22 protein-coding genes and 1 pseudogene are annotated in these 23,980 nt (G+C 29.4%); 17 read left to right on the top strand and 6 right to left on the bottom strand.

Going from position 1 to position 23,980, the window contains the following annotated elements; genetic code table 11:
- Positions 1 to 49: 49 nt before the first annotated feature.
- On the bottom strand, positions 50 to 844 hold the full coding sequence (locus tag CLCOS_RS11335; protein WP_063602302.1) for a polysaccharide deacetylase family protein: 795 nt from the start codon (positions 842 to 844) through the stop codon (positions 50 to 52).
- Between the two features lie 188 nt (positions 845 to 1,032).
- On the opposite strand from CLCOS_RS11335, the pseudogene CLCOS_RS22790 reads away from it, so the two are divergent.
- The 3 genes and pseudogenes from CLCOS_RS22790 to CLCOS_RS11330 all read left to right on the top strand — a co-directional run.
- Positions 1,033 to 1,159, top strand: a pseudogene (locus tag CLCOS_RS22790) (recombinase family protein); the annotation flags it as partial.
- A 14-nt stretch (positions 1,160 to 1,173) separates the two neighbouring features.
- A complete protein-coding gene (locus tag CLCOS_RS22990; protein ID WP_275507172.1) occupies positions 1,174 to 1,308 on the top strand; it encodes a hypothetical protein in 135 nt (44 codons plus the stop codon).
- Positions 1,309 to 1,420: 112 nt separating this feature from the next.
- Complete coding sequence (locus CLCOS_RS11330; RefSeq protein ID WP_063602301.1) at positions 1,421 to 1,945, top strand: flavoprotein; 525 nt, start codon at positions 1,421 to 1,423, stop codon at positions 1,943 to 1,945.
- Positions 1,946 to 2,102: 157 nt separating this feature from the next.
- Here the strand turns inward: CLCOS_RS11330 and CLCOS_RS11325 are convergent, their stop codons facing one another.
- The 5 genes from CLCOS_RS11325 to CLCOS_RS11305 form a co-directional block, all read right to left on the bottom strand.
- Positions 2,103 to 3,218 carry a helix-turn-helix domain-containing protein gene (locus CLCOS_RS11325; RefSeq protein WP_063602300.1) on the bottom strand — a complete coding sequence of 372 codons (1,116 nt, stop codon included), beginning with the start codon at positions 3,216 to 3,218 and terminating at the stop codon, positions 2,103 to 2,105.
- An 80-nt stretch (positions 3,219 to 3,298) separates the two neighbouring features.
- Positions 3,299 to 4,708, bottom strand: a complete 1,410-nt coding sequence (locus CLCOS_RS11320) for an MATE family efflux transporter (RefSeq protein ID WP_082853621.1) — start codon at positions 4,706 to 4,708, stop codon at positions 3,299 to 3,301.
- Between the two features lie 113 nt (positions 4,709 to 4,821).
- Positions 4,822 to 5,658: a MerR family transcriptional regulator gene (locus CLCOS_RS11315; protein WP_063602299.1), complete on the bottom strand. Its 837-nt coding sequence runs from the start codon at positions 5,656 to 5,658 to the stop codon at positions 4,822 to 4,824.
- Between the two features lie 125 nt (positions 5,659 to 5,783).
- On the bottom strand, positions 5,784 to 6,962 hold the full coding sequence (locus CLCOS_RS11310; RefSeq protein WP_063602298.1) for a M28 family metallopeptidase: 1,179 nt from the start codon (positions 6,960 to 6,962) through the stop codon (positions 5,784 to 5,786).
- A 215-nt stretch (positions 6,963 to 7,177) separates the two neighbouring features.
- Complete coding sequence (locus tag CLCOS_RS11305) at positions 7,178 to 7,957, bottom strand: MerR family transcriptional regulator (protein WP_063602297.1); 780 nt, start codon at positions 7,955 to 7,957, stop codon at positions 7,178 to 7,180.
- Between the two features lie 363 nt (positions 7,958 to 8,320).
- Here CLCOS_RS11305 and CLCOS_RS11300 point away from each other — a divergent pair, with 363 nt between their 5' ends.
- The 14 genes from CLCOS_RS11300 to CLCOS_RS11245 all read left to right on the top strand — a co-directional run bounded on the left by CLCOS_RS11300 (position 8,321) and on the right by CLCOS_RS11245 (position 23,979).
- The gene (locus CLCOS_RS11300; protein WP_063602296.1) at positions 8,321 to 9,448 is read left to right on the top strand and encodes a hypothetical protein; all 1,128 of its coding nucleotides are present in this window, start codon (positions 8,321 to 8,323) and stop codon (positions 9,446 to 9,448) included.
- 635 nt (positions 9,449 to 10,083) lie between these two features.
- Positions 10,084 to 10,359 (top strand): CD3324 family protein, encoded by a 276-nt coding sequence (locus CLCOS_RS11295; protein WP_063602295.1) that lies wholly within the window; start codon positions 10,084 to 10,086, stop codon positions 10,357 to 10,359.
- A gap of 218 nt (positions 10,360 to 10,577) precedes the next feature.
- Positions 10,578 to 12,122 (top strand): ABC-F family ATP-binding cassette domain-containing protein, encoded by a 1,545-nt coding sequence (locus tag CLCOS_RS11290; RefSeq protein ID WP_063602294.1) that lies wholly within the window; start codon positions 10,578 to 10,580, stop codon positions 12,120 to 12,122.
- Positions 12,123 to 12,428: 306 nt separating this feature from the next.
- The gene (locus CLCOS_RS22985; protein WP_275507171.1) at positions 12,429 to 12,560 is read left to right on the top strand and encodes a hypothetical protein; all 132 of its coding nucleotides are present in this window, start codon (positions 12,429 to 12,431) and stop codon (positions 12,558 to 12,560) included.
- Between the two features lie 82 nt (positions 12,561 to 12,642).
- Positions 12,643 to 13,407 carry a DUF2935 domain-containing protein gene (locus CLCOS_RS11285; RefSeq protein WP_063602293.1) on the top strand — a complete coding sequence of 255 codons (765 nt, stop codon included), beginning with the start codon at positions 12,643 to 12,645 and terminating at the stop codon, positions 13,405 to 13,407.
- A 273-nt stretch (positions 13,408 to 13,680) separates the two neighbouring features.
- On the top strand, positions 13,681 to 13,812 hold the full coding sequence (locus CLCOS_RS22980; protein ID WP_275507170.1) for a hypothetical protein: 132 nt from the start codon (positions 13,681 to 13,683) through the stop codon (positions 13,810 to 13,812).
- Positions 13,813 to 14,156: 344 nt separating this feature from the next.
- Positions 14,157 to 15,308 carry an amidase domain-containing protein gene (locus CLCOS_RS11280; protein WP_153042930.1) on the top strand — a complete coding sequence of 384 codons (1,152 nt, stop codon included), beginning with the start codon at positions 14,157 to 14,159 and terminating at the stop codon, positions 15,306 to 15,308.
- A 377-nt stretch (positions 15,309 to 15,685) separates the two neighbouring features.
- On the top strand, positions 15,686 to 17,128 hold the full coding sequence (locus CLCOS_RS11275; RefSeq protein ID WP_063602292.1) for a glycosyltransferase family 39 protein: 1,443 nt from the start codon (positions 15,686 to 15,688) through the stop codon (positions 17,126 to 17,128).
- Positions 17,129 to 17,227: 99 nt separating this feature from the next.
- Positions 17,228 to 17,995, top strand: coding sequence for an ABC transporter ATP-binding protein (locus tag CLCOS_RS11270; protein ID WP_063602291.1), 768 nt, complete (start codon positions 17,228 to 17,230; stop codon positions 17,993 to 17,995).
- A complete protein-coding gene (locus CLCOS_RS11265; RefSeq protein WP_063602290.1) occupies positions 17,985 to 19,976 on the top strand; it encodes an FtsX-like permease family protein in 1,992 nt (663 codons plus the stop codon). Before CLCOS_RS11270 ends, CLCOS_RS11265 begins: the two co-directional genes overlap by 11 nt.
- A 79-nt stretch (positions 19,977 to 20,055) precedes the next feature.
- The gene (locus CLCOS_RS11260) at positions 20,056 to 20,727 is read left to right on the top strand and encodes a response regulator transcription factor (RefSeq protein ID WP_063602289.1); all 672 of its coding nucleotides are present in this window, start codon (positions 20,056 to 20,058) and stop codon (positions 20,725 to 20,727) included.
- Positions 20,724 to 21,743, top strand: coding sequence for a sensor histidine kinase (locus CLCOS_RS11255; RefSeq protein ID WP_063602288.1), 1,020 nt, complete (start codon positions 20,724 to 20,726; stop codon positions 21,741 to 21,743). Before CLCOS_RS11260 ends, CLCOS_RS11255 begins: the two co-directional genes overlap by 4 nt.
- A 111-nt stretch (positions 21,744 to 21,854) precedes the next feature.
- Positions 21,855 to 22,376: a DedA family protein gene (locus tag CLCOS_RS11250; protein ID WP_013240585.1), complete on the top strand. Its 522-nt coding sequence runs from the start codon at positions 21,855 to 21,857 to the stop codon at positions 22,374 to 22,376.
- Between the two features lie 436 nt (positions 22,377 to 22,812).
- On the top strand, positions 22,813 to 23,979 hold the full coding sequence (locus CLCOS_RS11245) for an iron-containing alcohol dehydrogenase (RefSeq protein WP_063602287.1): 1,167 nt from the start codon (positions 22,813 to 22,815) through the stop codon (positions 23,977 to 23,979).
- Position 23,980: the final 1 nt, after the last annotated feature.

Genomic DNA, 23,980 nt, shown 5'->3' with positions numbered 1-23,980 from the left:
GTATTAAGATAAGTTATAAATAGTATTTGTGGTAGTTATGTTTTAGATATTACTTCTTATTTATTATTTCAAGTTTCATCAGTTCTTTTTCCTCTGCTTCCGTTAAATTTTCAAACGTTCTAAAACTAAACCCTTGGTCTTTTAAGTATTTTATTATTTCAGGTAGTGATTCTACTGTAAAATGTTTGTAGTAAGTATCATGCATAAGTATTACTGCAATTTTTTTATTTTTACATTGATTTTCAACGTTTCTTTTTATTTTCCCAACAGGTACCTCATGACTATCTGCATCACCTGAACAAACATTCCAATCTACATATTTTATTCCTTTATTATTTAAGGCTTTTTTTATTAAGGATAAGTTTGTTTTACTAATTATTAGGTTAGTCGAACCACCTGGTAATCGGGTATAGTTTACGGGATCTTTACTTGTTATTTTTTTTATTATATTTTTACACATTTCATAGTCATTAGCATAAGCATCTAAATTTTTATATATTTTTTTATAATTATGAGAATAGGTATGAACTCCTATGCACATGCCACTATTACTTAATTCTTTAAGTGCTGTAGGGTTTTCTTCTGCTTTTATTCCAACTACAAAAAAAGTAGCTTTTATATTGTTATCATTTAATATCTTTAATATTTTTTGTGTGTTATTTACAGATGGACCATCATCAAAAGTTAAAAATACTTCTTTAGGCAATTCTTGAACGTTTTCATCTTTAAATTTGTTATTAGCTATATTTAATTTATTCGCATATGTAATACTGCTACAATTCAAACATACAAGTAACAATGTAAGCATAAAAGCGTTATAGTTCAAAATAGAAAATCTTTTCATAAGAAAAACACCTTCTTTGATTTTAAAATATAAATTTTATCTTAAGGTTGTAATTAACTTATACTACATATTTAATGTATCCTTTTTTCTTTTGTATATTCTATGGAATATTACACAGATAATATACAAAAAAGTAAATAAAGATAAAAAATCAGTTTAGAAGCTACTTGAAATTCTAAAAGAATATAAAACTTCTCTTTACAATATTTGCTGATATATCGCAATTTGAAAGAGATTTAATAAGTCAAAGAACCAAAGAAGGATTAGTAAGTGCAAGAGCACGAGGTCGTAAAGGAGGAAGACCATTTAAAGATGAAAAAGATGTGGCATTGAGCAAAATAATAGAGAGTGATGAAAATTTAAGAAAAATTGCTATTGATGTAGCATGTAATTCAAGACTTTGTGATTATCATACTAAGAATGTAAATAAATTAAAAGAAAATAATTTGCTGCGCACAAATTAAAGTATTATAAATTTGGTTATTCGTAGAGGAGTTTGGGTTAATTTGTAGAATTTATATTATTATGTAAGTAATTGATGAAATAATAAAATTATAAGAAAATGGGGGAGTAAATATGTTATTAGGAAAAATAATAACTTTAGGGATCACAGCATGCAGCCCAGCAAACCAGTCACTTACGTTAATTAAGGAATTGAAAAAGCGTGGAGCACAGGTGCATGTAATTATGACGACAAATGCAGCCAATTTTATTACACCGCTTATGGTACAGAGAGAGGCAGGAACGCCTATCCAGATAGAGCAATTTGAACTTCCAAAGGCTTATGATATGAATCATCAGTCGCTGTCATTTAAATCTGACTTAATGCTTGTTGCACCAATTTCTGCTAATACTGTTGGAAAGGCAGCAAATGGGATAGCAGATAATCTTCTTACTACAAATCTATTGTCAACAAGTGCACCTATTATTTTTGCAACTCATATTAATCCGAAAATGTACAGCAAACCAAGTGTACAAAGAAATGTGAAAACACTTAAAGAAGATGGAGTAATATTTGTTGAAAATAGAGAGGCCAAATTTCCAAGTCTATTTCCAAGCATAGAAGCTATTATTAAAACAGTTGAAAAAGTAATTGGTTAAAAATCATTTTAACCAAAATGGAGCTATAACTTAATATAGTTCCATTTTAGCTGAAGCAAAAGATTTTCTTCGTCTTAAATAAGAATATTTATTTGATTAAGTTGGCTCATCTGTGAAGCAGAAACTTTAGAAGCTGTGACAGTATCAAATAAGCCTTTTATAGGTTTCCTAATTTTGATTTCACTGCTTCAAGGATACTCTTAAATTTGGGTTGATCCTTAAATGCTGCAAATGCTGGATTTTCTGTGATTGCCTGAAGTATGCTTCTTTTAATGACCTTTTCATCTCTAGGTGCCTGGTTACCTAAATCAAATTCTGCAAACCAATTATCAATACTATCAAAAAATTCATCTCCGTGTAGTTCAAATGAGAGTGACTCCGATGTGCATATATCCGCATATTTTCTTATCATATCAATTGCTTTATCCTGATTCTTTTGCATTGCATAGCACTGTGCTGCTGTTAAATATATCTTCAGCATAACTCCGGGATGAAGTTTGTTTAAATTGAAAAGCTCAGCTGTGGAAATTGTGCGCTGGAGTATATTTTCAAACTGCTTTGGAACATCCTGATTCAGTATAAAATAACTTGGCAATATATCCATCATATTAATTAAATGATGATATATACCAACCTGTAGAACTTCTTTTGCCTTTTGCATATTTCCTGTCATCTGATATGCACTTGCCAGTAGTACTTCATCTGATGGTTTAGGTTTCATTGTTCCATTTAGTAATTCCTGAACTTCTTCTGGATGCTGTAATATGAGGGAGCAGGCAGCTTCAAGTGAGTTTGCCTCATTTGTTACATACACATCGTCCTCTTCCGTTCTAATTCTCTGGCATAAATCAATTACTTCATGAAGAACGGACTCCTGTGCTTCCTTGCCCTTTGCCAGCATATAATGGTTCGTAAGAAGTACAGCCATCTGCACTAAAAGTGGAAAACAACAATAGTATTTTTTTATAACTTCATGACACTCATCTAGAACATCTTCAAAAGGTTTGCTGCTAAATTCACCAGCTAACTTATTATAGAGTTTTTTTATATCATCCTTTGTCATCTGCGGCTCATATCCTATGAGCTCATCTATACTGATATTAAAATATGCTGCAAGCTGCGGAAGAAAAGTAATATCAGGGTAGCTTTGACCTGTTTCCCATTTGGAAACTGACGCCTTGGATACACCTATATATTCAGCTAATTTATCCTGCGTAATGGCTTTTTCCTTACGCTTTGTAACAAGTGTTTTTGCAATATTAATCTCTTTCATAATTATCACCTCTTATAATGTAATTATACGGTTTTAATATATGATAACAATGGATTAAAAGTTGATTTTAGTTTACAAAATCAACTTACAGTTAACTTAGAATATTTCTTAAGTTCTGAGGTAATAAGAATAATAGTCACTATAACTGATAATATTTCTGCACAGGGTCCTGCATATAAAACTCCTAAAACTCCAAGAAATTTAGGTAAAATTATCATAAGGGGAACTATAAAGAAGGTCTGTTTACATAGTGTGAGAAGCATTGCTTTTCCAGGTTTACCTACAGCCTGGAAGAAAATACAACTTGTAAGTTCAAAACCTATAAACATACAGAGCATTAAAAATATCTTAAAAGATTTTAATGCAAATTCATTATACAATGCACTATTTTGACCAAATAGATTTACTATACCCTGTGTAAAAAACTGAAATATAATAAATCCTATTATTGATACAACAGTTGCTATTTTTATAAGCATAAAATAGGTATCTTTAACACGTTTAAAATTTTTAGCACCGTAATTGTATCCAAGTATTGGTTGGCCTCCTATGGCTATACCTATTACTACTCCTAATAAAAGATCATTTACTTTCATTACAATACCTATTGCTGATATGGGAATATCACTGCCATAAATTGATTGTGCTCCATAAATTTTAAGCATATTATTGCTTACTATTATTATTATTGTTACTGCTGCCTGCGTAATTAAACTGGAGATCCCTAAAAGCATTACTGTCTTGCTTACCTTTACATCAAGCTTCAAATATTCTCTTTTAAACTTTATGTTTTTAAACTTTTTAAGGTAACTTAGAGAAATTGTGCAGGATAAAATTTGTCCTATTATTGTTGCTATAGCAGAACCTTTAACCCCCATACTGAAATGAAATATAAGTATAGGATTCAAAACAATATTTACAACTGCTCCTACTATCATCGCAAGCATTGAATATTCCGGGCTGCCATCTGCACGTATTATTGAATTTAGACCTGCTGCCAAAATCATGAAAGGAAATCCTATTAAGATTATTCTCATATAATCCAGTGCTACAGAAATGTTAGTGCTTGTAGCCCCAAAGCTCCACAGCAGCTTTTCCATAAAAATATATCCAACTGCTAAAAACATCAAACCTAAAATCACCATCAAAACAATTGCATTACCTATTGCCTTAGCGCCCTCTTCTTTGTTCTTTTCTCCTAATTTTATACTGTAAAAAGCAGCTGCTCCATCTCCCAAAAGTAGTGAAAAACCTAAGGCTAAAACTACAAGTGGAAAGGTTATATTTGTAGCTGCATTACCAATATAGCCTACTCCCTGACCAATGAAAATCTGATCCACAATACTGTAAAGAGCATTGACCACCATTGCAAGTACGCAGGGAATTGAAAACTTCATAATAAGCTTGCCAAGCTTTTCATTTTCAATATAGCTTTCATTAATTTTTGTACTCTTTTCACTCAACTTACATACACCTCTTTCAAAGTTCATATAGACATCCACTGAAATTAATCAATTTATCTACAGATATATATTTCTGGTGTGAATATCTACAATTGAAAGAATAATGCATACAGTAACGGGAGAGTCAACACTTATTTTAATTATTTTATTGGAACTATAAGTTCAGTCACATAATTTTCTTCATCTACTGTGTTCATTATGTCCACAAGATAATTATCTACAGGTTCACCGCAAATTTCATATCCATTTTCATAAATGTATTTGTACAACTTTCTATAAGTATCTATCATACTAGCATAACTTCCATAATGGACAGCAGTAACAGCTTTAAAACCTCCAAACTTTCTAACTAAACCATCTATTTCTCTTTCTTCAGATACAGCTATGCAAACTTCTATATCATAATCTTCCTTTTCTTTTTCTTCAAAATCGATACAGTTATCATAATACACTGCCATAGCATTTTTTATAATATGAAAATTGTTTTTTTCAACTAATGAAATCAGCTTACAGTACCTAACTGTAAATTCTTCAATAGTACAGGGCCCTTTGCTCCTGAGATAGGCAACATAAGAGACTGGTATTTCTTTTATCTCAATTTTAAAATCCTTATTTTTTTTCTTTTCCTTTTTGCTTTCTTTTATAAAAAACTGCAATTTTTGTTTTAGCATCTTTAAATCGTTAATTTTATTATCAATCTCTATACATTTTTCATTAATTTTTCTTGTGTTATATTCTAAATTTTCTCTGCCCAAAAGTACTTTTATTTCTTTTAATGAAAAACCTGCTTCTTTAAAATGCTTAATCACAAGCACTAAAGCCAATTGGTCATTTGAATAATATCTATAATTACTGTCTGGATCAATCTTTCTTGGTATCAACAATTTTATTTCATCATAGTATCTGAGTGTTTTTATTGGAATATTGCATATTTTAGATACTTTTCCTATTTGATAAAGTTCTTTACTTTCATCCATTGTATTAATCAACTCCTCATATAAACACAGTTAACTATATTTTACCATAACATATATATGCCAAAAAAGATTCTAAGATTAAGCTGATTATTTATGCAGTTCAAATTTATTCATTTTAGAAATACTTAAACAGAAAGAGCTGAGATAATTTCAGTTATATATTTAACTATATGACCAATCATGTCAAAATCAATGGTATCCAACGTATCTTTTGAGGTATGGGTGTATTCTAAGGCACCACTAAAAAGATCTGATGATGTTATTGCTAAACAAGGTATACCACGAAATATAAAAGGAGAATGATCTCCGGCATACCACTTTTTACCTTTAACAATTTTTTCACTCTTACCTATAGTGCAGTTTATAATGTCACTTATATTATCACTTAGATTGTGAAAAGAAATGGCAGTTTTAGATCCCTTATGGCATGGTGAATCTATATTAATCATGAGCTTAATTCTATCTTTTTCATTATCAATTAATTTTAAATATTCCATTTCACCACAGGCACCATAGAATTCTTCACTATTAAATGGTACAAGCTCTATATCGTATGCTGTAGATTTCAATACTTTAGCCACCTGCAGCAACACTGCAACTCCAGCTGCATTATCCAAGGCTCCAGGTGTATTATATTTTGTGTCCATATGAGCACCTATAACAATTTTGCCCATTGATTTTGTAGCTTTCTTTAATGCTACAATCTGTCGACTTTTGGACAACCTTTTATGGGAATCTATTGTTAAATTCACAACCTCACCTAAAAGCCCCGCGGCCTCAATTTTTGATAAGGTTTGATCATTGATATTTGTTGATGGTATTAAAAAGCTTCCATCTTCAAAAAGCGGAAATGGATTTTGCCCACTTAATGGATTTTTACCTGTTACAGCAATAATTGCCTTTGGCTTCTTTCTTTCAAGTAGAGAAATAAGATATTTATGCTCTTTCGGATAATAAAATGGATAGTCTTTTGGCTGCAAAGGACTTTCTGTAAGCTTTCCTGACAATACCAAAATAACATCATTACAATCAATATCCTCTAATTCCTTCACAGTTTTAACCATAATCAATTTACCAATTCCTTTAAAAGGCTCAGAAAAGGGACTTGGCTCAACCTGGAACAAGTGATTGCGGCTTATAAGAGTTGATTTTCCCTTTTCCCAAATAGCACATTCAAATGACAGAGACTTTATTGAATAGTTCATATGTTTAAACTTATTTTCTAAAAAATTTACTATTTCATCATTTGCAGCTGTTCCTACTGCACGTTCTTTCGTAATCACTTCAAAAACCTTACTTATCATTATTTTACCTCCAGTTTTTATAGTTTAGGATGAAAAAACAACACACCATCCTTCTATTAAAAAATAACATAGAAAATATAGGGTGGTGTGCAAGTGTAAGGTTTTTTATAAACAGAGTTCTTGGCATCAGATGGAGTTTTAACTCCACCTGATGCTTAGAAATCGTTATCCAGGGACGTAGCTGCTCTTTACTCCAACTTGGAGAAGTGGGAGTATTAGAGCAGGTAGTCATCGGACAAGTTTTTCATCTCTTCAATAATTGAAGGTATTTTTTGAGCTGCTTTTAGTAGTTTATTTAATTCATAAAGCCAGCGATCTCCAACTGAAATAAACTCATCATACTCTTGACAGTCCAGTGATGATGCCACTAACTCGGCATGTCCTTTATCATACATTGAAATACTACGATGGATCGAGGCCATACTATATCCGGACTGTAATAACATATATATAATGTGCATTCTTCCTAAATCAGTACTTGAATAAAGTTTTTCACCTTTTGCACCTACTTTTTCTGGAAGAATTAACCCATTCCTTTCCCAGTTTCGTATGGTTTCAGTAGTGACTCCAAGATAATCAGCAATATCTTTACGTGACAACATTTTCTTTTCTAAAAAAATTTCATTATTCTTAGTTGAGTTTGCCCAATTCTGCAGCATTTCACAGGCCTTTTGAGCCTTCTTAATTTCCTGTTCAATTATCTGTATATAACAATCTGTATTTTGTCCTGCTTCATCCCACTGCTTTTTTGATATTAACCACATGATTTTATTACCGGCATTTCTTATGTGCCTGTTTGTAAAAGGATAGCCAAAAATGCACCGGCAAACCTTTATTTGTAGTACATGTAATTCTCCAAATATGCGGTAGTTATTCATATTTCTTTTTGCTTTAGATATAAAGCCTAACTTTTCATATAGCCTTATAGTATTGGAATGAACACCATACATTCTAGCTAAATCAATAACTTTATATATTTTTTTATTTTTCTCCATAATATCTCACCATAGCAAATGCTTCTAAATATAAGATTTCAGCTTCTGAAATTAACTATAAATAACTGTTTCTCCAGACATTGATTCTCACAGCAGAGTTTCTTCTCACTAGTGATTAACTTATAAATGTAGATCATTTTTATTATATCCTCTAAAGCATTCAAAATAAAAGCTTTCCTTAAAATTTCCCCAATCGTTTTTCTATCCTAACAAATATATAAAACAAGGATACTGACTCTTAAATTTCAAACAAGGATTTTCAACAATATCAGGAGGTAGCTAACAATATTGGTAAAGCTTTGAAAATTTACTACGAGAATATTGTTAACATATTTTTATTTATTATATAAGGGGTTTTGAATTATGAATGTTAATAATATCTCAAATTCAGCAGAAAACAGACTTTATACAAATGAAAATTTATGGGATAAAAGTGGCGATATTACAAAAGCCAAATTTGATACAAGTAAAGCCTTAAAGATTGAAAATGCAAATGTTAATGAAACAAACAGAACTCCATCAGAAATATTATATATACCATCAGAAGATATAGACTACGAAAAGTGCACAGGGAAAGATGGAAAGGAATTTACTGTAACTAGTTATTGTAAGATTAAAGGTGAAACTTTAAATAAAGATTATTTAGATGTATTTGCTTCTAAAGCTCAAGGAAAAGATGTAAATTATTATGATTATTATGTAAATAATTTTGTAGCAAAAATAGCTCAAAATTTTAGTGATATCAGCAGTTTAAAAGAGGATGAAAAGTCAATAAAAAAAGGAATAGATGATCTTGCTTTAGAAATGAAAAGAAATATTTCAAAAGGTATTTCTAATAATATAGAAAACTTAAATACTAAGTTTAAGGTAAATGGAGTTGATTTTACTTTAAAAGAATTAGTGGATTCTTCAAAGGTTATGGATTATGCATGTTCTATTGTAAATACTTTAGGCGGTATGGATTATAATGATTATGCAGAAATGGGAATAGCTAAAGGTAAGGTAAGTTCTTATGGAGAAAAAAATCTAAATGCAGAGCAGCAGAAGTTACTTAATTCAACTATGTCTGCAAGAATACAAAAGGTTATAGATTCAGAGCCAGAAATATCAACTGTAATTGAAGACCTGAAACGTGTAAACATCAAAATTGACATGGTTACAGATAAAAATAGTAAATACTATGCCGTAAAAAGTTTAGAACGTGCCACTAATAAGGAATATGCACAAAAAATTATGGATACTTTTGCAAACGTAGATTATTCAAATGAAAAAAGTTTTGATAAAGCTATAGAAGAATACAAAAATCTAATAAAGCCTACATTAGAGGAAGCAGGTATTATAAATATTGGGGAAAATAACGCTTTAGATTTTACAATTGATTATGAGGCTAATAATCTTAAAACTTTATTTGATAAAGATTATAAAAGAGTTATTTCATCAAGTGTTAAACTTAAAACTCTGTATGGACATTCTTTAGATGTTTATAGATAAATTTTGAAAATGTCTCTATTTTGTAAGATTGAAACTATTTATTTAGAAGAAATATTAAGTAAATTATTAGAATAATAAACAGAGTTCTTGGTTTCAGGTGGAATTCTTTTCTCCATCTGAAGCTTAGAAATCGTTATCCAGGGGCGTAGCAGCCGTTATCCCCCACTTTATAAGAAGATGGGGGTATTACGGCTGGTAGCCATCGGATAAAATTCAATATTTGTTATTGAAGTCATCTTAAATTAAAGCTTTGAAAATGCTTAAGTTTATATTATACTTAATTTGATTGTATTTGAAATCTTCAATAGTTTTCATGATGTATGAGTTCATAGAATAATTATTGTAAATATACAATTAGTAGATTAAGGAAAAAAGGGGGAATTTATAATGATTTTAGTTATAAGAGTTAGCTCCATGCAAAGATTGTAAAAACATGGAAAAATTTTGTTTGGAGCTGCAGGGAAAATAATGTTAAACTTAATTTATGTATGTTTCAAAATGACATTTTCAAATCATTATGAGTAGTGTATAAGTTAATTAGCGACCCTATAAATTTATCAATTTAGTTTTTACATGTTTTGTTCAGTCTTTGCTTCATTATTTACAAAGTAAATGTAGATTGGAGCGGATGACTTATGAAATATGAAAAGGCACAGAGTGTATTACCAGAATGTATAATTCAAGAAATTCAAAAATATACTGATGGTGGATATATTTATATTCCTAGGAAAAATGAAAATAAAAAATTCTGGGGAGAAAATACTGAAACCAAAAAGTATCTTTATATAAGGAATAAAGAAATTTTTAATAAGTATTGTACAGGAATATCTGTTAAAAGCTTATCTAAACAATATTATTTAACAGAAAATAGTATTAGAAGAATAATCAGAAAACAAAAAAAACATGGTTAACGTAAAACGGTATATTAGCATAAAAAAGTATGCTAATATACCGTTATTTTATTTTACTATAGCTAAACAATTGAATATAGTTGAGGCTGTTTAGCTATATAGTCACATATAATACAGAAATATTTATGAGCTTGAGTATTTATAGCATGAAATGATATGCTTTAAAAGCGCATAATATATTAGATTGGAAATACATAGATAAAGGAAGTAAATAAATAATGAGTATTTTAACAGTTGAAAATATGAGCCATTCATTTGGTGAAAGAGTATTATTTAAAAATACATCTTTTAAACTATTAAGAGGAGAGCATATTGGTCTTATTGGTGCTAATGGGGAAGGTAAGTCAACCTTTATGAAAATTATTACGGGAGAGCTTCTGCCAGATGAGGGTACAATTGAATGGAATCCTAAATTTAGCATAGGCTACATGGATCAGCATGTTGATTTAAAAAAAGGAAATACTACACTAGACACTTTAAAGGGCGCATTTTCAAAGTTATTTGATATAGAGAAAAAAATAAATGACTTATGCAACAAGCTTGGTACTATGGATGAAAAGGAATTATCCAAAGCTCTCAATAAGCTATCAAATATGCAAGAAACTTTAGACAAAAACAACTTTTACAGTATTAATTCAAGAATACAATCTACAGCAGCAGGTCTTGGGATTAGAGAACTTTTAGATAAAGACGTTTCAGATTTAAGCGGTGGACAAAGGACAAAGGTTTTACTTGCCAAGCTTTTACTTGAAGCACCAGACATTTTGTTATTAGATGAGCCTACTAACCACCTGGATGAAGAACACATAGAATGGTTAAAAAGCTACTTAATAAATTACGAAAATGCTTTTATATTGATATCCCATGATAACAGTTTTTTAAACAGCGTTGTCAATATAATATATCACCTTGAACACAAAATCTTAACTAGATATCACGGAAATTATGATTATTTTCTCAGGCTTTATGAAATAAGAAAACAGCAGCTGCAGATTGAATACAAAGAGCAGCAAAATGAAATTGCAAAGCTTGAAGATTATGTGAGAAAAAATAAAGCGAGAGCTGCAACGGCAAAACAAGCAAAGGCAAGAGAAAAAAAGCTAAGTAAAATTGAAAGAATAGAAATTAAAAAGAACCTTATAAAACCTCGCTTTAATTTTAAAAGTGTAAAAATGCCGGAAAGTGTAATTTTTAGAGCCAGCAATTTAGTTATTGGATATGATAAGCCTTTAAGCAGACCTCTAAATCTAAAAATGAAAAGAGGAGAAAAAATTGCAATAACTGGAGCCAATGGCTTAGGAAAAACAACTCTATTAAAAAGTTTGCTTGGATTATTAAAACCTGTAAATGGTAAAGTAGTTTTAAGTGACTATAAAAAAATAGGCTACTTTGAGCAGGAAGTTGCAGAAAGTAATACCCATACGGTTTTATATGATGTTTGGAAGACTTTTTCTGATTTGACCCAAACTGAGGTTAGAAGTGACCTTGCTAAATGTGGACTCACAAGACAGCACATAGACAGTCCTATTAATATATTGAGTGGAGGAGAACAGGCCAAAGTTAGATTGTGCAAGATCATCAATAAACCAACCAATATATTAGTTTTGGATGAACCAACTAATCACTTAGATATCTATGCTAAAGATGAGCTTAAGCGTGCTTTAAAGGAATATGACGGCAGCATAATTTTAGTGTGCCATGAACCAGAGTTTTATGAAGACATTGTAACGAATGTATGGAATTGTGAAGACTGGAAAGCGTGAGTATTAGAGCCGGTTAAAATAACCGGCTTTTTTCTGTAGTTTATCCATATTATGTAAACAATTATAAATCTATCTTGGTATCAATAATTGTCTCTAATTTTTTGATTTCTTCATGTGAAATAGTTCTATTTTTACTTTTAAAATTATCTATAAATGAAAGTAATTCATTTACTTTCATAACAGGAGTAGAATTTGTAGGTACTTTTAGTCTTGAAAGATTTTATTATATTTGTACAGTGTATATATTAGTCAATATGTGATAATAATAAAAATAATATTAAACTTTAAGAAGAGGAGTGAGATTAGGTGCCGCGAGCTTTAAAAGTATTTTTAATTACTATAGGTGGATTAATTACAATTGGAACAATAATGGTTGTATTTATAAAAATTATGCTTAATATTACGAAATATGTAAATGAGAAAAACGGGTCATATTAGAATAGATAAGTTTTATGGTAACAATATTGAAGAACATACATAAACTAAATGTAGATTATGAAAATTGTATGGAGGAAGCTTTTTGCCTAATGAAAAACAAGATTTATTATTTTGGACAGGTATAATGAGAGACCATGCTATATTTCAAAATAGTGCATTAACATCTAAAGAAGTGCCATATATTCAGAAAACAATAATTTTTAGAAACTTTTTTCAAAAAATTATGGACAAAATTGAAAGCAAAGACAATTTTGATGAAAATACATCTGGTTTAATTGAAGTTCTTAATGACTTCATAAATTTTAAAGTAAGTATACTTAAAGGTCTTTTGACCTGTAAATTAGGGATGAATTTGCCGCCAACTCTTATTAGTCATCAAATAAATGAAGCTATGGAATTTAGACTTCAACTTATGTATCCAGAAGATTATTTAAAAAGTATTCAAGATCCTATACATTTTATAGAATTATTAAATAAGTGGATATCTGATAGTTCAGGTCATGCCTCGGCTTATGCTTCATTTTTAGATCCTACTGAATCAATCCTTAGCGGTGAAGCACTTGAATTTAAGATGAAATTTGATATGTTGGCAGTGAAAGGTAATGAGTTACAAATGATGATGATGCAAAGTGAATCAGGCAGTGGGGCTTTAATGCTGTTGATTGAAGAAACAGAAAAAATAATGAAAAAATTTATCCTATATTTACAAGAAATATTAAAATTGAGATCCAGTTGTGAGGTTATGGCAATAGGTACATTAAATCCTCTCCTTCCGGACCATATGATTAGAGAGCATAAATACTATCTGTATAAAGTTAATGATTATATGAAAAGCAAAAAATGTTAAATATACTTTTTGTACACCTTACAAAGCTACATATACATAGTTTTGTAAAAGGTTCACTATTATAAAAAAGAAGACTAGGTATATTCTCTATGCCTAGTCTTCTTTAAGTTGCTAAAAATTCTTATTTTTCATAGCATACCTTATATCAAGCAATTTCAATCTGTCCATTTTCAATGCGGTATACCACTTTTAAAACTTAAGACGCAAAGAAAAAATATTTTTTATAAATGGGTATAATAATAGATATGTTTAAATTAGAAGGAGTGATATTGATTGTCACAAAGCGCAGGAATAGTTTTAATTATTGCAGGTGGATTAATTGTATTGGAAGGTATAACATTTGCTTTTATAAAAATTATGATTAATATAATTAAATACTTAAATAACAAAGATAGACATCATTAAATAATGCTATGTTTGATATTAAGTAGGATAAAATACAAAATTTCACATAAATTTGGAAATATATTTATCACATGATTTTATGATAAATTCCTAATCATATATATGAAGGTTTTTATCCGATGACTACCTGCTCTGATACTCCCACGCACTCTGTGAAAGCGACTATCGCCAAATCAAAGATTTGGGATATCTGCTTTTCTCCAAGTAGGAGTAAAAGAGCAGCTACGTCCTTGGATAACGATTTCTAAGTATCAGGTGGAGTCAAAACTCCATCTGATGCCAAGAACTCTGTTTATTAAAATAATGGGCAAATTGTTAAGCCGTCTTTTAGGAGGAGACTACTCGTGAGATTAAATCATGTGATGAAAAAAATTAAAGTTATGTCATTGTTAAAATACATAACTTTAATATTTATATTCTTAACGGTCCCTATACTTAAATGTTCAATATGCAAGTCTAGGGAAAGTATAAATAAGGAAGAGATAAGTGCAGAAATTGAAAAAATATATAATTTTCGGTGTGATGCTCTTAAAACTGGGGATTATTCAACGTTGAATAATTACTATGATACATCTAGACCAAGTGGCAAATATGCGTTAGAGCATGAGGTAAAAAGAGCTAAATACTTGAAGGATTGGTGTAGCAAAAGAAATATAGAATTTAAAGATATTAAATCTACTATAAATTTAAGAAAAGCTATACCTCGGGGTAACGCAGTAAGATTAGTTATTGCAGAAAGTTATAAGTTTGATTATAAATATAAAAATGATGAAGCTAGTCCATTAAATTCATTTGGAGTAGGTATACGCCATACGGCAAGTGTAGTAAAAAAGGATGGAAAGTGGCTTGTACTTAGTGACTGGTACACTGATTGCTTCGAAGATTCTCTTCAACTTTATACAGCAGCATTAAATAATAACTTAAGTTCTTCAAGAAAATATTCCAGTAATTTCAGTGGTAAAAGGAAAATGGTTTATGACAGGAAAAATGCAGTGGCTTATGCTGACAAGTATTGTGGTATAGCTTGGGGAAATAGCAATAATTTTAAATATAATAGGAAGTATGATGATTATAATGGAGCAGGGGGAGACTGTACTAATTTTATATCTCAAGTATTGGGAGATAAAGAAGGAGGTGCCATGCGTACCAACGGTGAATGGCACCCAGGTACAAGAGCTTGGTCAAATGCAGATGGATTAAAAAACTATTTGTTACACAGTGGAAGGGGAAGAATTATAAAGATTGGAACTTTTGACCAGTTGACTGCTACTATATCAAATACATCTAATGGAGTATTTAGTAAGTTAAAGACAGGTGATTTAATAGCTTATGAGAAAGGCAGAGGTAATATAGATCATTTTGCAATAGTAACGGGATTTGATTCTCACAATTACCCTTTGGTTAACTCTCATACTACAGATAGGTATCATGTACCCTGGGATTTAGGTTGGGGAAATAAAAATATAAGATTTTTTCTCATACATATGAGAGATTAATAATTTTATATTAAGATTGAACATCTATAACATAGGTCTGTGGCATTAAGAAATTAGTGCCGCAGACCTATATTTATCCGATGACTACCTTCTCTAATACTCCAACTTAAAGAAGTTGGAGTATTAGAGAAGGTACGTCCCTGGATAACGAGTTCTAAGCATCAGGTGGAGTCAAAACTCCATCTGATGTTAAGAACTCTGTTTATGTTAAAGAAAATAATATAACAAAAATGTAATGTTAATGAAATATAGTTCAATTGATGGCATAAATAGAATCGTATAAAATAAGTTACATGAAATGACGTTAATAGTGCCAGTTAATATCTCAAAATGAAAGTATTATATAAATTATCGACAATATTGCAAAGGAGGGCAGTATGAATTATATCAAAAAAAAGTTTGCAAACTTCATGAACATATCTTTAAAAATTCTTTTTTTATTGATTATATTAGGAAGTATAGGAATGTCATTTCTAAGTCTTATAAAGTTATCATTCAAAAATATAATATATTTAATAATAAGTAGTTTAATTTTATTTTTAATTTGCTCATTAATAGGATACTTTATTTGTAAACTTTTGAAAAAAGATTATTTTGATAAAGTAATATTATTAATAATTTTGTTATTAGCATTTTCATTAAGGCTATTATACATTTTATTAATAGATGTTAAACCATTTTCAGATTTTGAAATAATTTATAATTGTGGTCAAAAATTTGCATATGGAGACTACTCAGTCTTTAAAGGTACAAGCTATATAGCCAGGTTTTCCCATTTAACAATATTAACATTATATTTTGGAATGATAATTAAAGTATTTCCAGATGCTTTATTGGTAATTAAATTAATAAACATAATTTTATCAACAATAAATGTATATATTATTTATTTGATAAGTATAGAATTATACGGAAATAAAAAGGAATCAATCATAATTTCTTTTATAGCATGTGTATTTCCAGCATTTATATTTTATAATTCTGTAATTTGTTCAGAAAATTTAGCTATGACATTTTTTTTAGGAAGTATCTACATATTCATTTTAGTAATAAAAAATAAAAAGGGTTCACTGTGGATTCTTGTTTCAGGACTATTATTAAGTATAGGTAATCTTTTTAGAATGGTAGGTATTGTTATTATTATAGCGTACATTTCTTATTTAATAATTTATTATCAAAATAGGAAAAGCATTACTATAAGTATATTATTAATAGTTTCATTTTTAATTCCATTAGGCACTACTAACACCATATTGTTAAGATTGAATATAACAGAATATTCGCTGTGGCATGGAAGAGAACCAGCTGTATGGACCTCTGCCTTAAAAGGTACAAATATTAAAGCTATAGGTATGTGGAATAATGAAGACAGTCAAGTAGCAGAAAAATATAATTTTAATTATGATAAGGTTGAATCAGCTTGTAAGTCTATTATTAAGGAGAGATTGACGAGTACACCGTTGTATGAATTAATTGGATTTTATATAGTTAAATTTATAGGACAATGGTCAAGTGGTGATTTTTCAGGAGCATATTGGTCTACAGGTGAGATTAGCATATTAAATTCAAGATTTACTTTGAGCATAGTATTATTCTTTTATTCTCAAATGTTATATATTATTTTAATGATGTGTATATATAAACGATTATTTCATGTAAAACAATATTTAGATAATAAGCTAATAAACTTACTATATATAATTTTTTGTGGTTTTGGGCTGCTTTATTTAATTACTGAGCAGCAACCGAGGTATGGTTATATAATATCATGGGTATTTATATTATTGCATCCATTACCAGTGAGACAAATAACGGATTAAGTGATATACATGTAAAATTGAATCACTTGATGGTAATGTCATCAGATAACAAAATCATTAATGTTTAGAATAGTACTAAGAAAAAAGGGAGAATTGGGAATGCAAAATATATTAAGTGTAGAAAAAATTGAAAAGTATTATGGTAGTAAAGATAATGTAACAAAGGCTATAGATGATATCAGCTTTAAGGTAGATGAAGGGGAGTTTGTTGGAATAATGGGACCTTCAGGAAGTGGTAAAACTACATTACTTAACTGTATATCAACTATTGATAATGTTACTGTGGGAAAGATAATAATAAATGGTAGTGACATTACCAGGTTAAAATCAAAAGCATTGGACAAGTTTAGACAAAATGAGTTAGGGTTTATATTTCAAGACTTCAACTTATTAGATACTCTTACAGCTTATGAGAATATTGCTTTAGCATTAACAATAAAAGGCGAGAAAATTTCAGAAATAGATGAAAAAATAAAATCAGTAGCTAAATATTTAGAAATAGGACAAGTATTAAATAAATATCCTTATCAGATGTCAGGAGGACAAAAACAAAGAGTTGCTTCAGCAAGAGCAATAGTAACTAATCCATCCCTGGTACTTGCAGATGAACCAACAGGAGCACTGGATTCAAAGTCTTCCAGATTAGTACTTGAAAGATTTGAAAGTTTAAACAAGGAGTTGAATACTACCATACTTATGGTTACTCATGATTCCTTTACAGCAAGCTATGCTCATAGAATACTTTTTATTAAAGATGGAAGAATCTTCAGCGAGCTTGTAAGAGGGAATAATACTAGAAAAGAATTCTTTAATAAAATTATAGAAGTTATAACTCTTCTTGGAGGTGATGACAACAATGTATTCTAAGATAGCTATAAACAATATTAAGAAAAGTTATAAAGATTATACTATATACTTTTTAACATTAATACTGGCTGTTTGTATATTTTACAGCTTTAATTCTATAGATTCACAAAAGGCACTTATTGATGTAAAATCTTCAAATGCAAAATACATATCCAGGTTAATGGAAATGATGTCTGGCGTATCAGTATTTGTATCAATGATATTAGGGAGTTTAATATTATATGCAAATAATTTTTTAATAAAGAAACGCAAAAAAGAATTAGGAATATACATGTCTTTAGGTATGGGAAAAGGAAAAGTATCTAGGATATTAGTAACAGAGACACTTATAGTTGGAGTCATATCTTTAATTGCCGGTCTTATATTAGGAATGGGAACATCACAGGTTCTGTCTATTTTTACATTAAAATTATTTGAGACTCCTATAAATGAATACAGATTTGCTGTTTCAACAAGTGCTATAGGTAAGACTATATTATACTTTGGAATAATGTTTTTGCTTGTTATGATATTTAATGTATTTGTTATTTCTAAGTATAAAATAATTGATTTACTAACAGCAGGTAGGAAAAATGAAGATACAAAATTTAAAAATTCATTTACATATTTATTAGCTTTTATTCTATGTGTGGTATTACTTGGATTTACGTATAAATCTATACTAAAGATAGGTTTGGATACAAGAAATCCTATGTTTAAGCCATTAATAGTCTTCTCGGTAGTAGGTACGGTATTATTCTTCTTTAGTTTATCTGGAGTAATACTATATATAGTAAATAGAAATAAGAATGTATATTTAAAAGGATTAAATATATTTGTAGTAAAACAAATAAGCAGTAAAGTTAATACAAATTTTATATCGATGTCAGTAATATGTTTAATGTTATTTATTACAATACTTATATTATCTACGGGAATAAGTCTTAAGAAGGATTTCGAAGCAGGGCTTGAAAAAGAGGCACCTTTTGATGCTAGTATAACAGTATACAATAATAGTAAAAAGAACAATTTAGAAGATGTGTTAGCTAAAATTAATTTTAAAACAAGTAAAAATGAAAAGTATGCATCTTACAATGAATATATTTCAGGAGTAAAAGTAGGAGGGTTATTATCAATTACAGATGAGGATCATAGGGATGACAGTGTATCCTTTGTTAAAATATCCGATTATAATAAAATGTTGAAACTGAGAGGAAAAAAAGAAATAAGCTTAAATAAGGATGAAGTTTTACTTATGTCCAACTATAATGAGCTGGTTAAGTTAGCTCATAAAAAGCTTAAAAGTAGTAAGAAAGTTAATATTAAAGGAAAAGAGTACTTGGTTAAAAACGATAAAATTATAGAAGAAAATCTTGCAAATTATATCATACAGGATACTTATTTAACTATAGTTATAAATGATAAATTTTTACCTGATTCTAATAAAATTAATAGATCCATACTTAATGTGATGTATTCAGATAAAAATAGAGAACAAAATAATAAAAAATATAGTGAAATAGATGAGAATTTATTAAATCATAAATATGCAAACTTAAGTATTTCCAATATGAATGTTTATTCAAAAGATGATATTTATTCCAGTGAAAAGGGTGGAACAACAGCATTATTATTTATAGGAATATATTTAGGAATAATATTTCTAATAACCAGTATGGCAGTACTTGCTCTTCAACAATTATCAGAAGCCAGTGATAGCATAGAAAGATATAAAGCTTTAAAGAGAATTGGTGCAAACAAAAAAATGATAGATAAAACAATCTTCATTCAAACTCTGATATATTTTAGTCTCCCAGTTACGCTTGCATTAATTCATTCTATTATTGGTGTTTCAGTAGTTAATGAAGAAATAAGCAAGTTTAACCAAATAGATATTAGATTTTCAGCTTTAATAACAGCGTTATTATTTATTGCAGTTTACGCAGGATATTTTTATACAACATATACAGGATATAAAAATATAGTAAAAAATAATATCTAATATTATAATAATTATTAGGGCTATTAAATTTTGTTTGCCAAAGTTTAATAGTCTTTTATATAGAAAGGTAAAGAAAATAATGAGAAAAATTATTATTATTGAAGATGATGAAGTTATAAGAGAAGAATTACAAAATTTTTTAATGAAATATGGATACGAAGTGAAAGCTCCTGTAGATTTTAATAATATAATACAGTATGTTGAAAATGAGAATGCAAACCTTATACTGCTAGACATAAATCTTCCACAGTTTGATGGCTATTATATATGTAGAGAAATACGTAAAACCTCAGATGTTCCCATCATAATAGTTACTAGCAGAGATGGTGATGCAGATGAATTAATTAGTATGAATTTGGGGGCAGACGATTTTATAACAAAACCTTATAATACAGAAATACTACTTGCAAGGATAACAAATATATTAAAAAGAACCTATGGAAACTTAAAAACTAATAATATATTAAATTACAAAGACTTTAATTTAAATCTTTCAAATGCAACAGTTATTTATAAAGACAAATCCTTAGAGCTAACTAAAAATGAGGTTAAGATACTTTCTTATTTAATAAATAATAGAGGAAATATAGTAAAAAGAGATTCACTTATGGAATACTTGTGGAAAGCAGATTATTTTGTAGATGACAGCACCTTAAATGTTAATATTAACAGATTAAGAAAAAAGCTTGAGGAAATAGGTATAGAAAATCCGATAGAGACAAGAAGAGGGTTAGGGTATATAATGCTATGAGTATAGGTGAATTTATTAAAGATAAAATGGTAGTAATATTATGTAATATGCTGATGTTTATTGTGCTAGCAGTCATAATGCTTGCTATTAATGTTAACTTCATTATAATTGTATTGTTTTTTTGCATCTGGTTTTTACCACTAATTTCATATATGGCCTTAGAATTTATAAAATATAAAAATTATTATGATGAAATTGACAGTATATTAGAAAAATTAGATAAGAAATATCTTCTTCCAGAGGTAATAAAGGAAGCAAGCTTTATAGAAGGGGAAAAGCTTAATTATATACTTAAAGTAGTAAGCAGAAATATGCATGAGAATGTAAAATATTATAAAGATATGCAGGCAGATTATAGAGAATACATAGAGACCTGGGTACATGAAATTAAGACACCAATAGCGTCTACAAAACTTATACTTGAAAATAATCAAAATGAAGTAACTAATAAAATAGATTTCCAGATGGATAGAATTGAGGGATTTATAGAACAGGTACTTTATTATTCACGAAGTAACAATGTGAGTAAAGACTATATTATAAAACAAATTAACCTTGATAATGCAGTAAGAAATGCAGTCAAAAGGAATTATAGAGATTTTATTCATAAGAAAATAAAATTAGATATAAAAGATATTGATGAAATTGTATATACTGATGGAAAATGGGTTGAATTTATTATAAATCAGATAATAGGAAATTCTATAAAGTACTCAAGTAATAAGGAGCCAATGATAATTATATATTCAGCGAAGAAAGCTAATTTAGTAATGTTAACTATAGAGGATAATGGAGTGGGTATAGTAGATAGAGATATAAATAGAGTTTTTGAAAAAGGGTTTACTGGTGAGAACGGAAGAAAGTTTAGCAAAAGCACAGGAATGGGACTATATTTATGTGAAAAGCTTTGTTCAAAATTGGGGTTGAAAATTAGTATTAACTCTGATATAAATAAAGGAACTAAAGTTACATTAATATTTCCTTTGTCAGATATGATTGATATATGCAACACTTAAAATGTGATCTAAAATATGTGTGGAAAAACTAAGAAATCCTTTGTGACCATGCAGTAGTAGGGACAATGAGTATAACATAAGGGTTATACTTGTATATGTGAGGTGAAAATTTTGCAGTATGTAATAGGATTATTTAATCATTATGGATACATTGTATTATTAATAGCGTTAATGCTGGAACTTATAGCGTTTCCCTTACCTGGAGAGGCACTTATGACCTATTGTGGATATGTTATTTATAAGGGGAAAATGAGTTTAATTTTAAGTATATTAATTGCTTCACTTGGAGTAAGTATAGGTGTAACTCTATCCTATTTTATTGGAAGAATATTAGGATCAGCTTTTTTCGAAAAACATGGACATTATATTCATATGAATAAAAATAAATTTGATAAGGTATCTCTATGGCTTAAAAAATATGGTAATAAGCTGCTAATTATAGCCTACTTTATTCCAGGTGTAAGGCATGTTACGGGGTATGTTTCAGGCATTGCAGATATGTCATATAAAAGATTTTCAGTTAATGCATATATAGGAGCTCTTATATGGACCACTACTTTTATTTCATTGGGAAGTGTCCTTGGAGTTAACTGGGTAAAATATCATCACCTGTTAGAAGGTATTTGTTTATAGAAAATTTACAGAATAGTGCCTAAAATAAAACAAGAAAAAATTCAACTATCAGTTATCTACTCATAGTGTACAAAAAAGGTGCACTTAATAGATGAGATAGAAATCAATAAAATATAGTATTATGAAAATTTTAATGTAATACAAAGGAATATACGGCTATTATCCAAATAATAACATTACAGAATTATCTGAAGATTGTGTTCTTTATTTGATCAAAACCCTGTTCTTTTTTTGAACAGAGGTACTGGTATTATTAAAGATAAGCATAAAGTTGGAAAAGCTATAAAAGTACCTCGAAGCCTTAACTGGTATGGCTTTGGGTACAATATCTAATGATATAGAAAATTTGAAAAGTAAGTAAGTTGATTGGTACGAATTTTGCTAATGAAATATATGGGAATAAAAATATATGGAAATAAAATTAGGGGGAATAATAATGGAGAGATTTACGTTGCCAAGAGACATTTACTTTGGAGAAGACGCTTTGGGTGCTTTGAAAACGTTAAAAGGTAAGAAAGCTGTAGTAGTTGTTGGAGGAGGATCCATGAAGAGATTCGGTTTCCTTGACAAGGTAGAAGAATATTTAAAAGAAGCAAACATAGAAGTTAAACTAATAGAAGGTGTTGAACCAGATCCATCTGTGGAAACCGTTATGAAAGGTGCCAAAATAATGACAGAATTTGGGCCAGATTGGATAGTTGCTATTGGAGGAGGTTCACCAATAGATGCTGCAAAGGCTATGTGGCTATTTTATGAATATCCAGATTTTACTTTTAAACAAGCAATTGTTCCGTTTGGATTACCAGAATTAAGACAAAAAGCTAAATTTGTAGCTATAGCTTCTACTAGTGGAACAGCTACTGAAGTTACTTCATTTTCAGTAATAACTGATTATAAAGCTAAAATAAAGTATCCTTTAGCTGACTTCAATTTGACACCGGATATAGCTATAGTTGATCCAGCATTAGCCCAGACAATGCCACCTAAATTAACTGCACATACTGGTATGGATGCATTAACTCATGCACTAGAAGCTTATGTAGCATCAGCTAGATCAGATATTTCAGATCCACTTGCAATACATTCCATAATTATGACAAGGGATAACTTACTTAAATCCTATAAGGGTGATAAAGAGGCTAGAGATAAGATGCATATATCACAATGTTTAGCAGGTATGGCATTTTCTAATGCACTTCTTGGTATAACTCATAGTTTAGCACATAAAACGGGAGCTGTATGGCACATACCACATGGATGCGCTAATGCAATATATCTTCCATATGTTTTAGATTTTAATAAAAAAGCTTGCTCAGATAGATATGCTAATATAGCTAAAATATTAGGACTTAAAGGAACTACTGAAGATGAATTGGTAGATTCTCTAGTTAAAATGGTACAAGATATGGATAAGGAATTGAATATACCTTTGACCTTAAAAGATTATGGTATAAGCAAAGATGATTTCAATTCAAATGTTGATTTTATAGCAAAGAATGCGCTCTTAGATGCATGTACAGGAGCTAATCCAAGGCCTATAGATTTTGATCAAATGAAAAAGATACTTCAATGTATATATGATGGAAAAAAGGTAACTTTTTAAT

The sequence above is a fragment of the Clostridium coskatii genome, from assembly GCF_001675205.1.
Classification (GTDB): domain Bacteria; phylum Bacillota; class Clostridia; order Clostridiales; family Clostridiaceae; genus Clostridium_B; species Clostridium_B ljungdahlii.
Note: the sequence above shows the minus strand (reverse complement) of the source record. Positions and strands in the feature narration are given on the sequence as shown.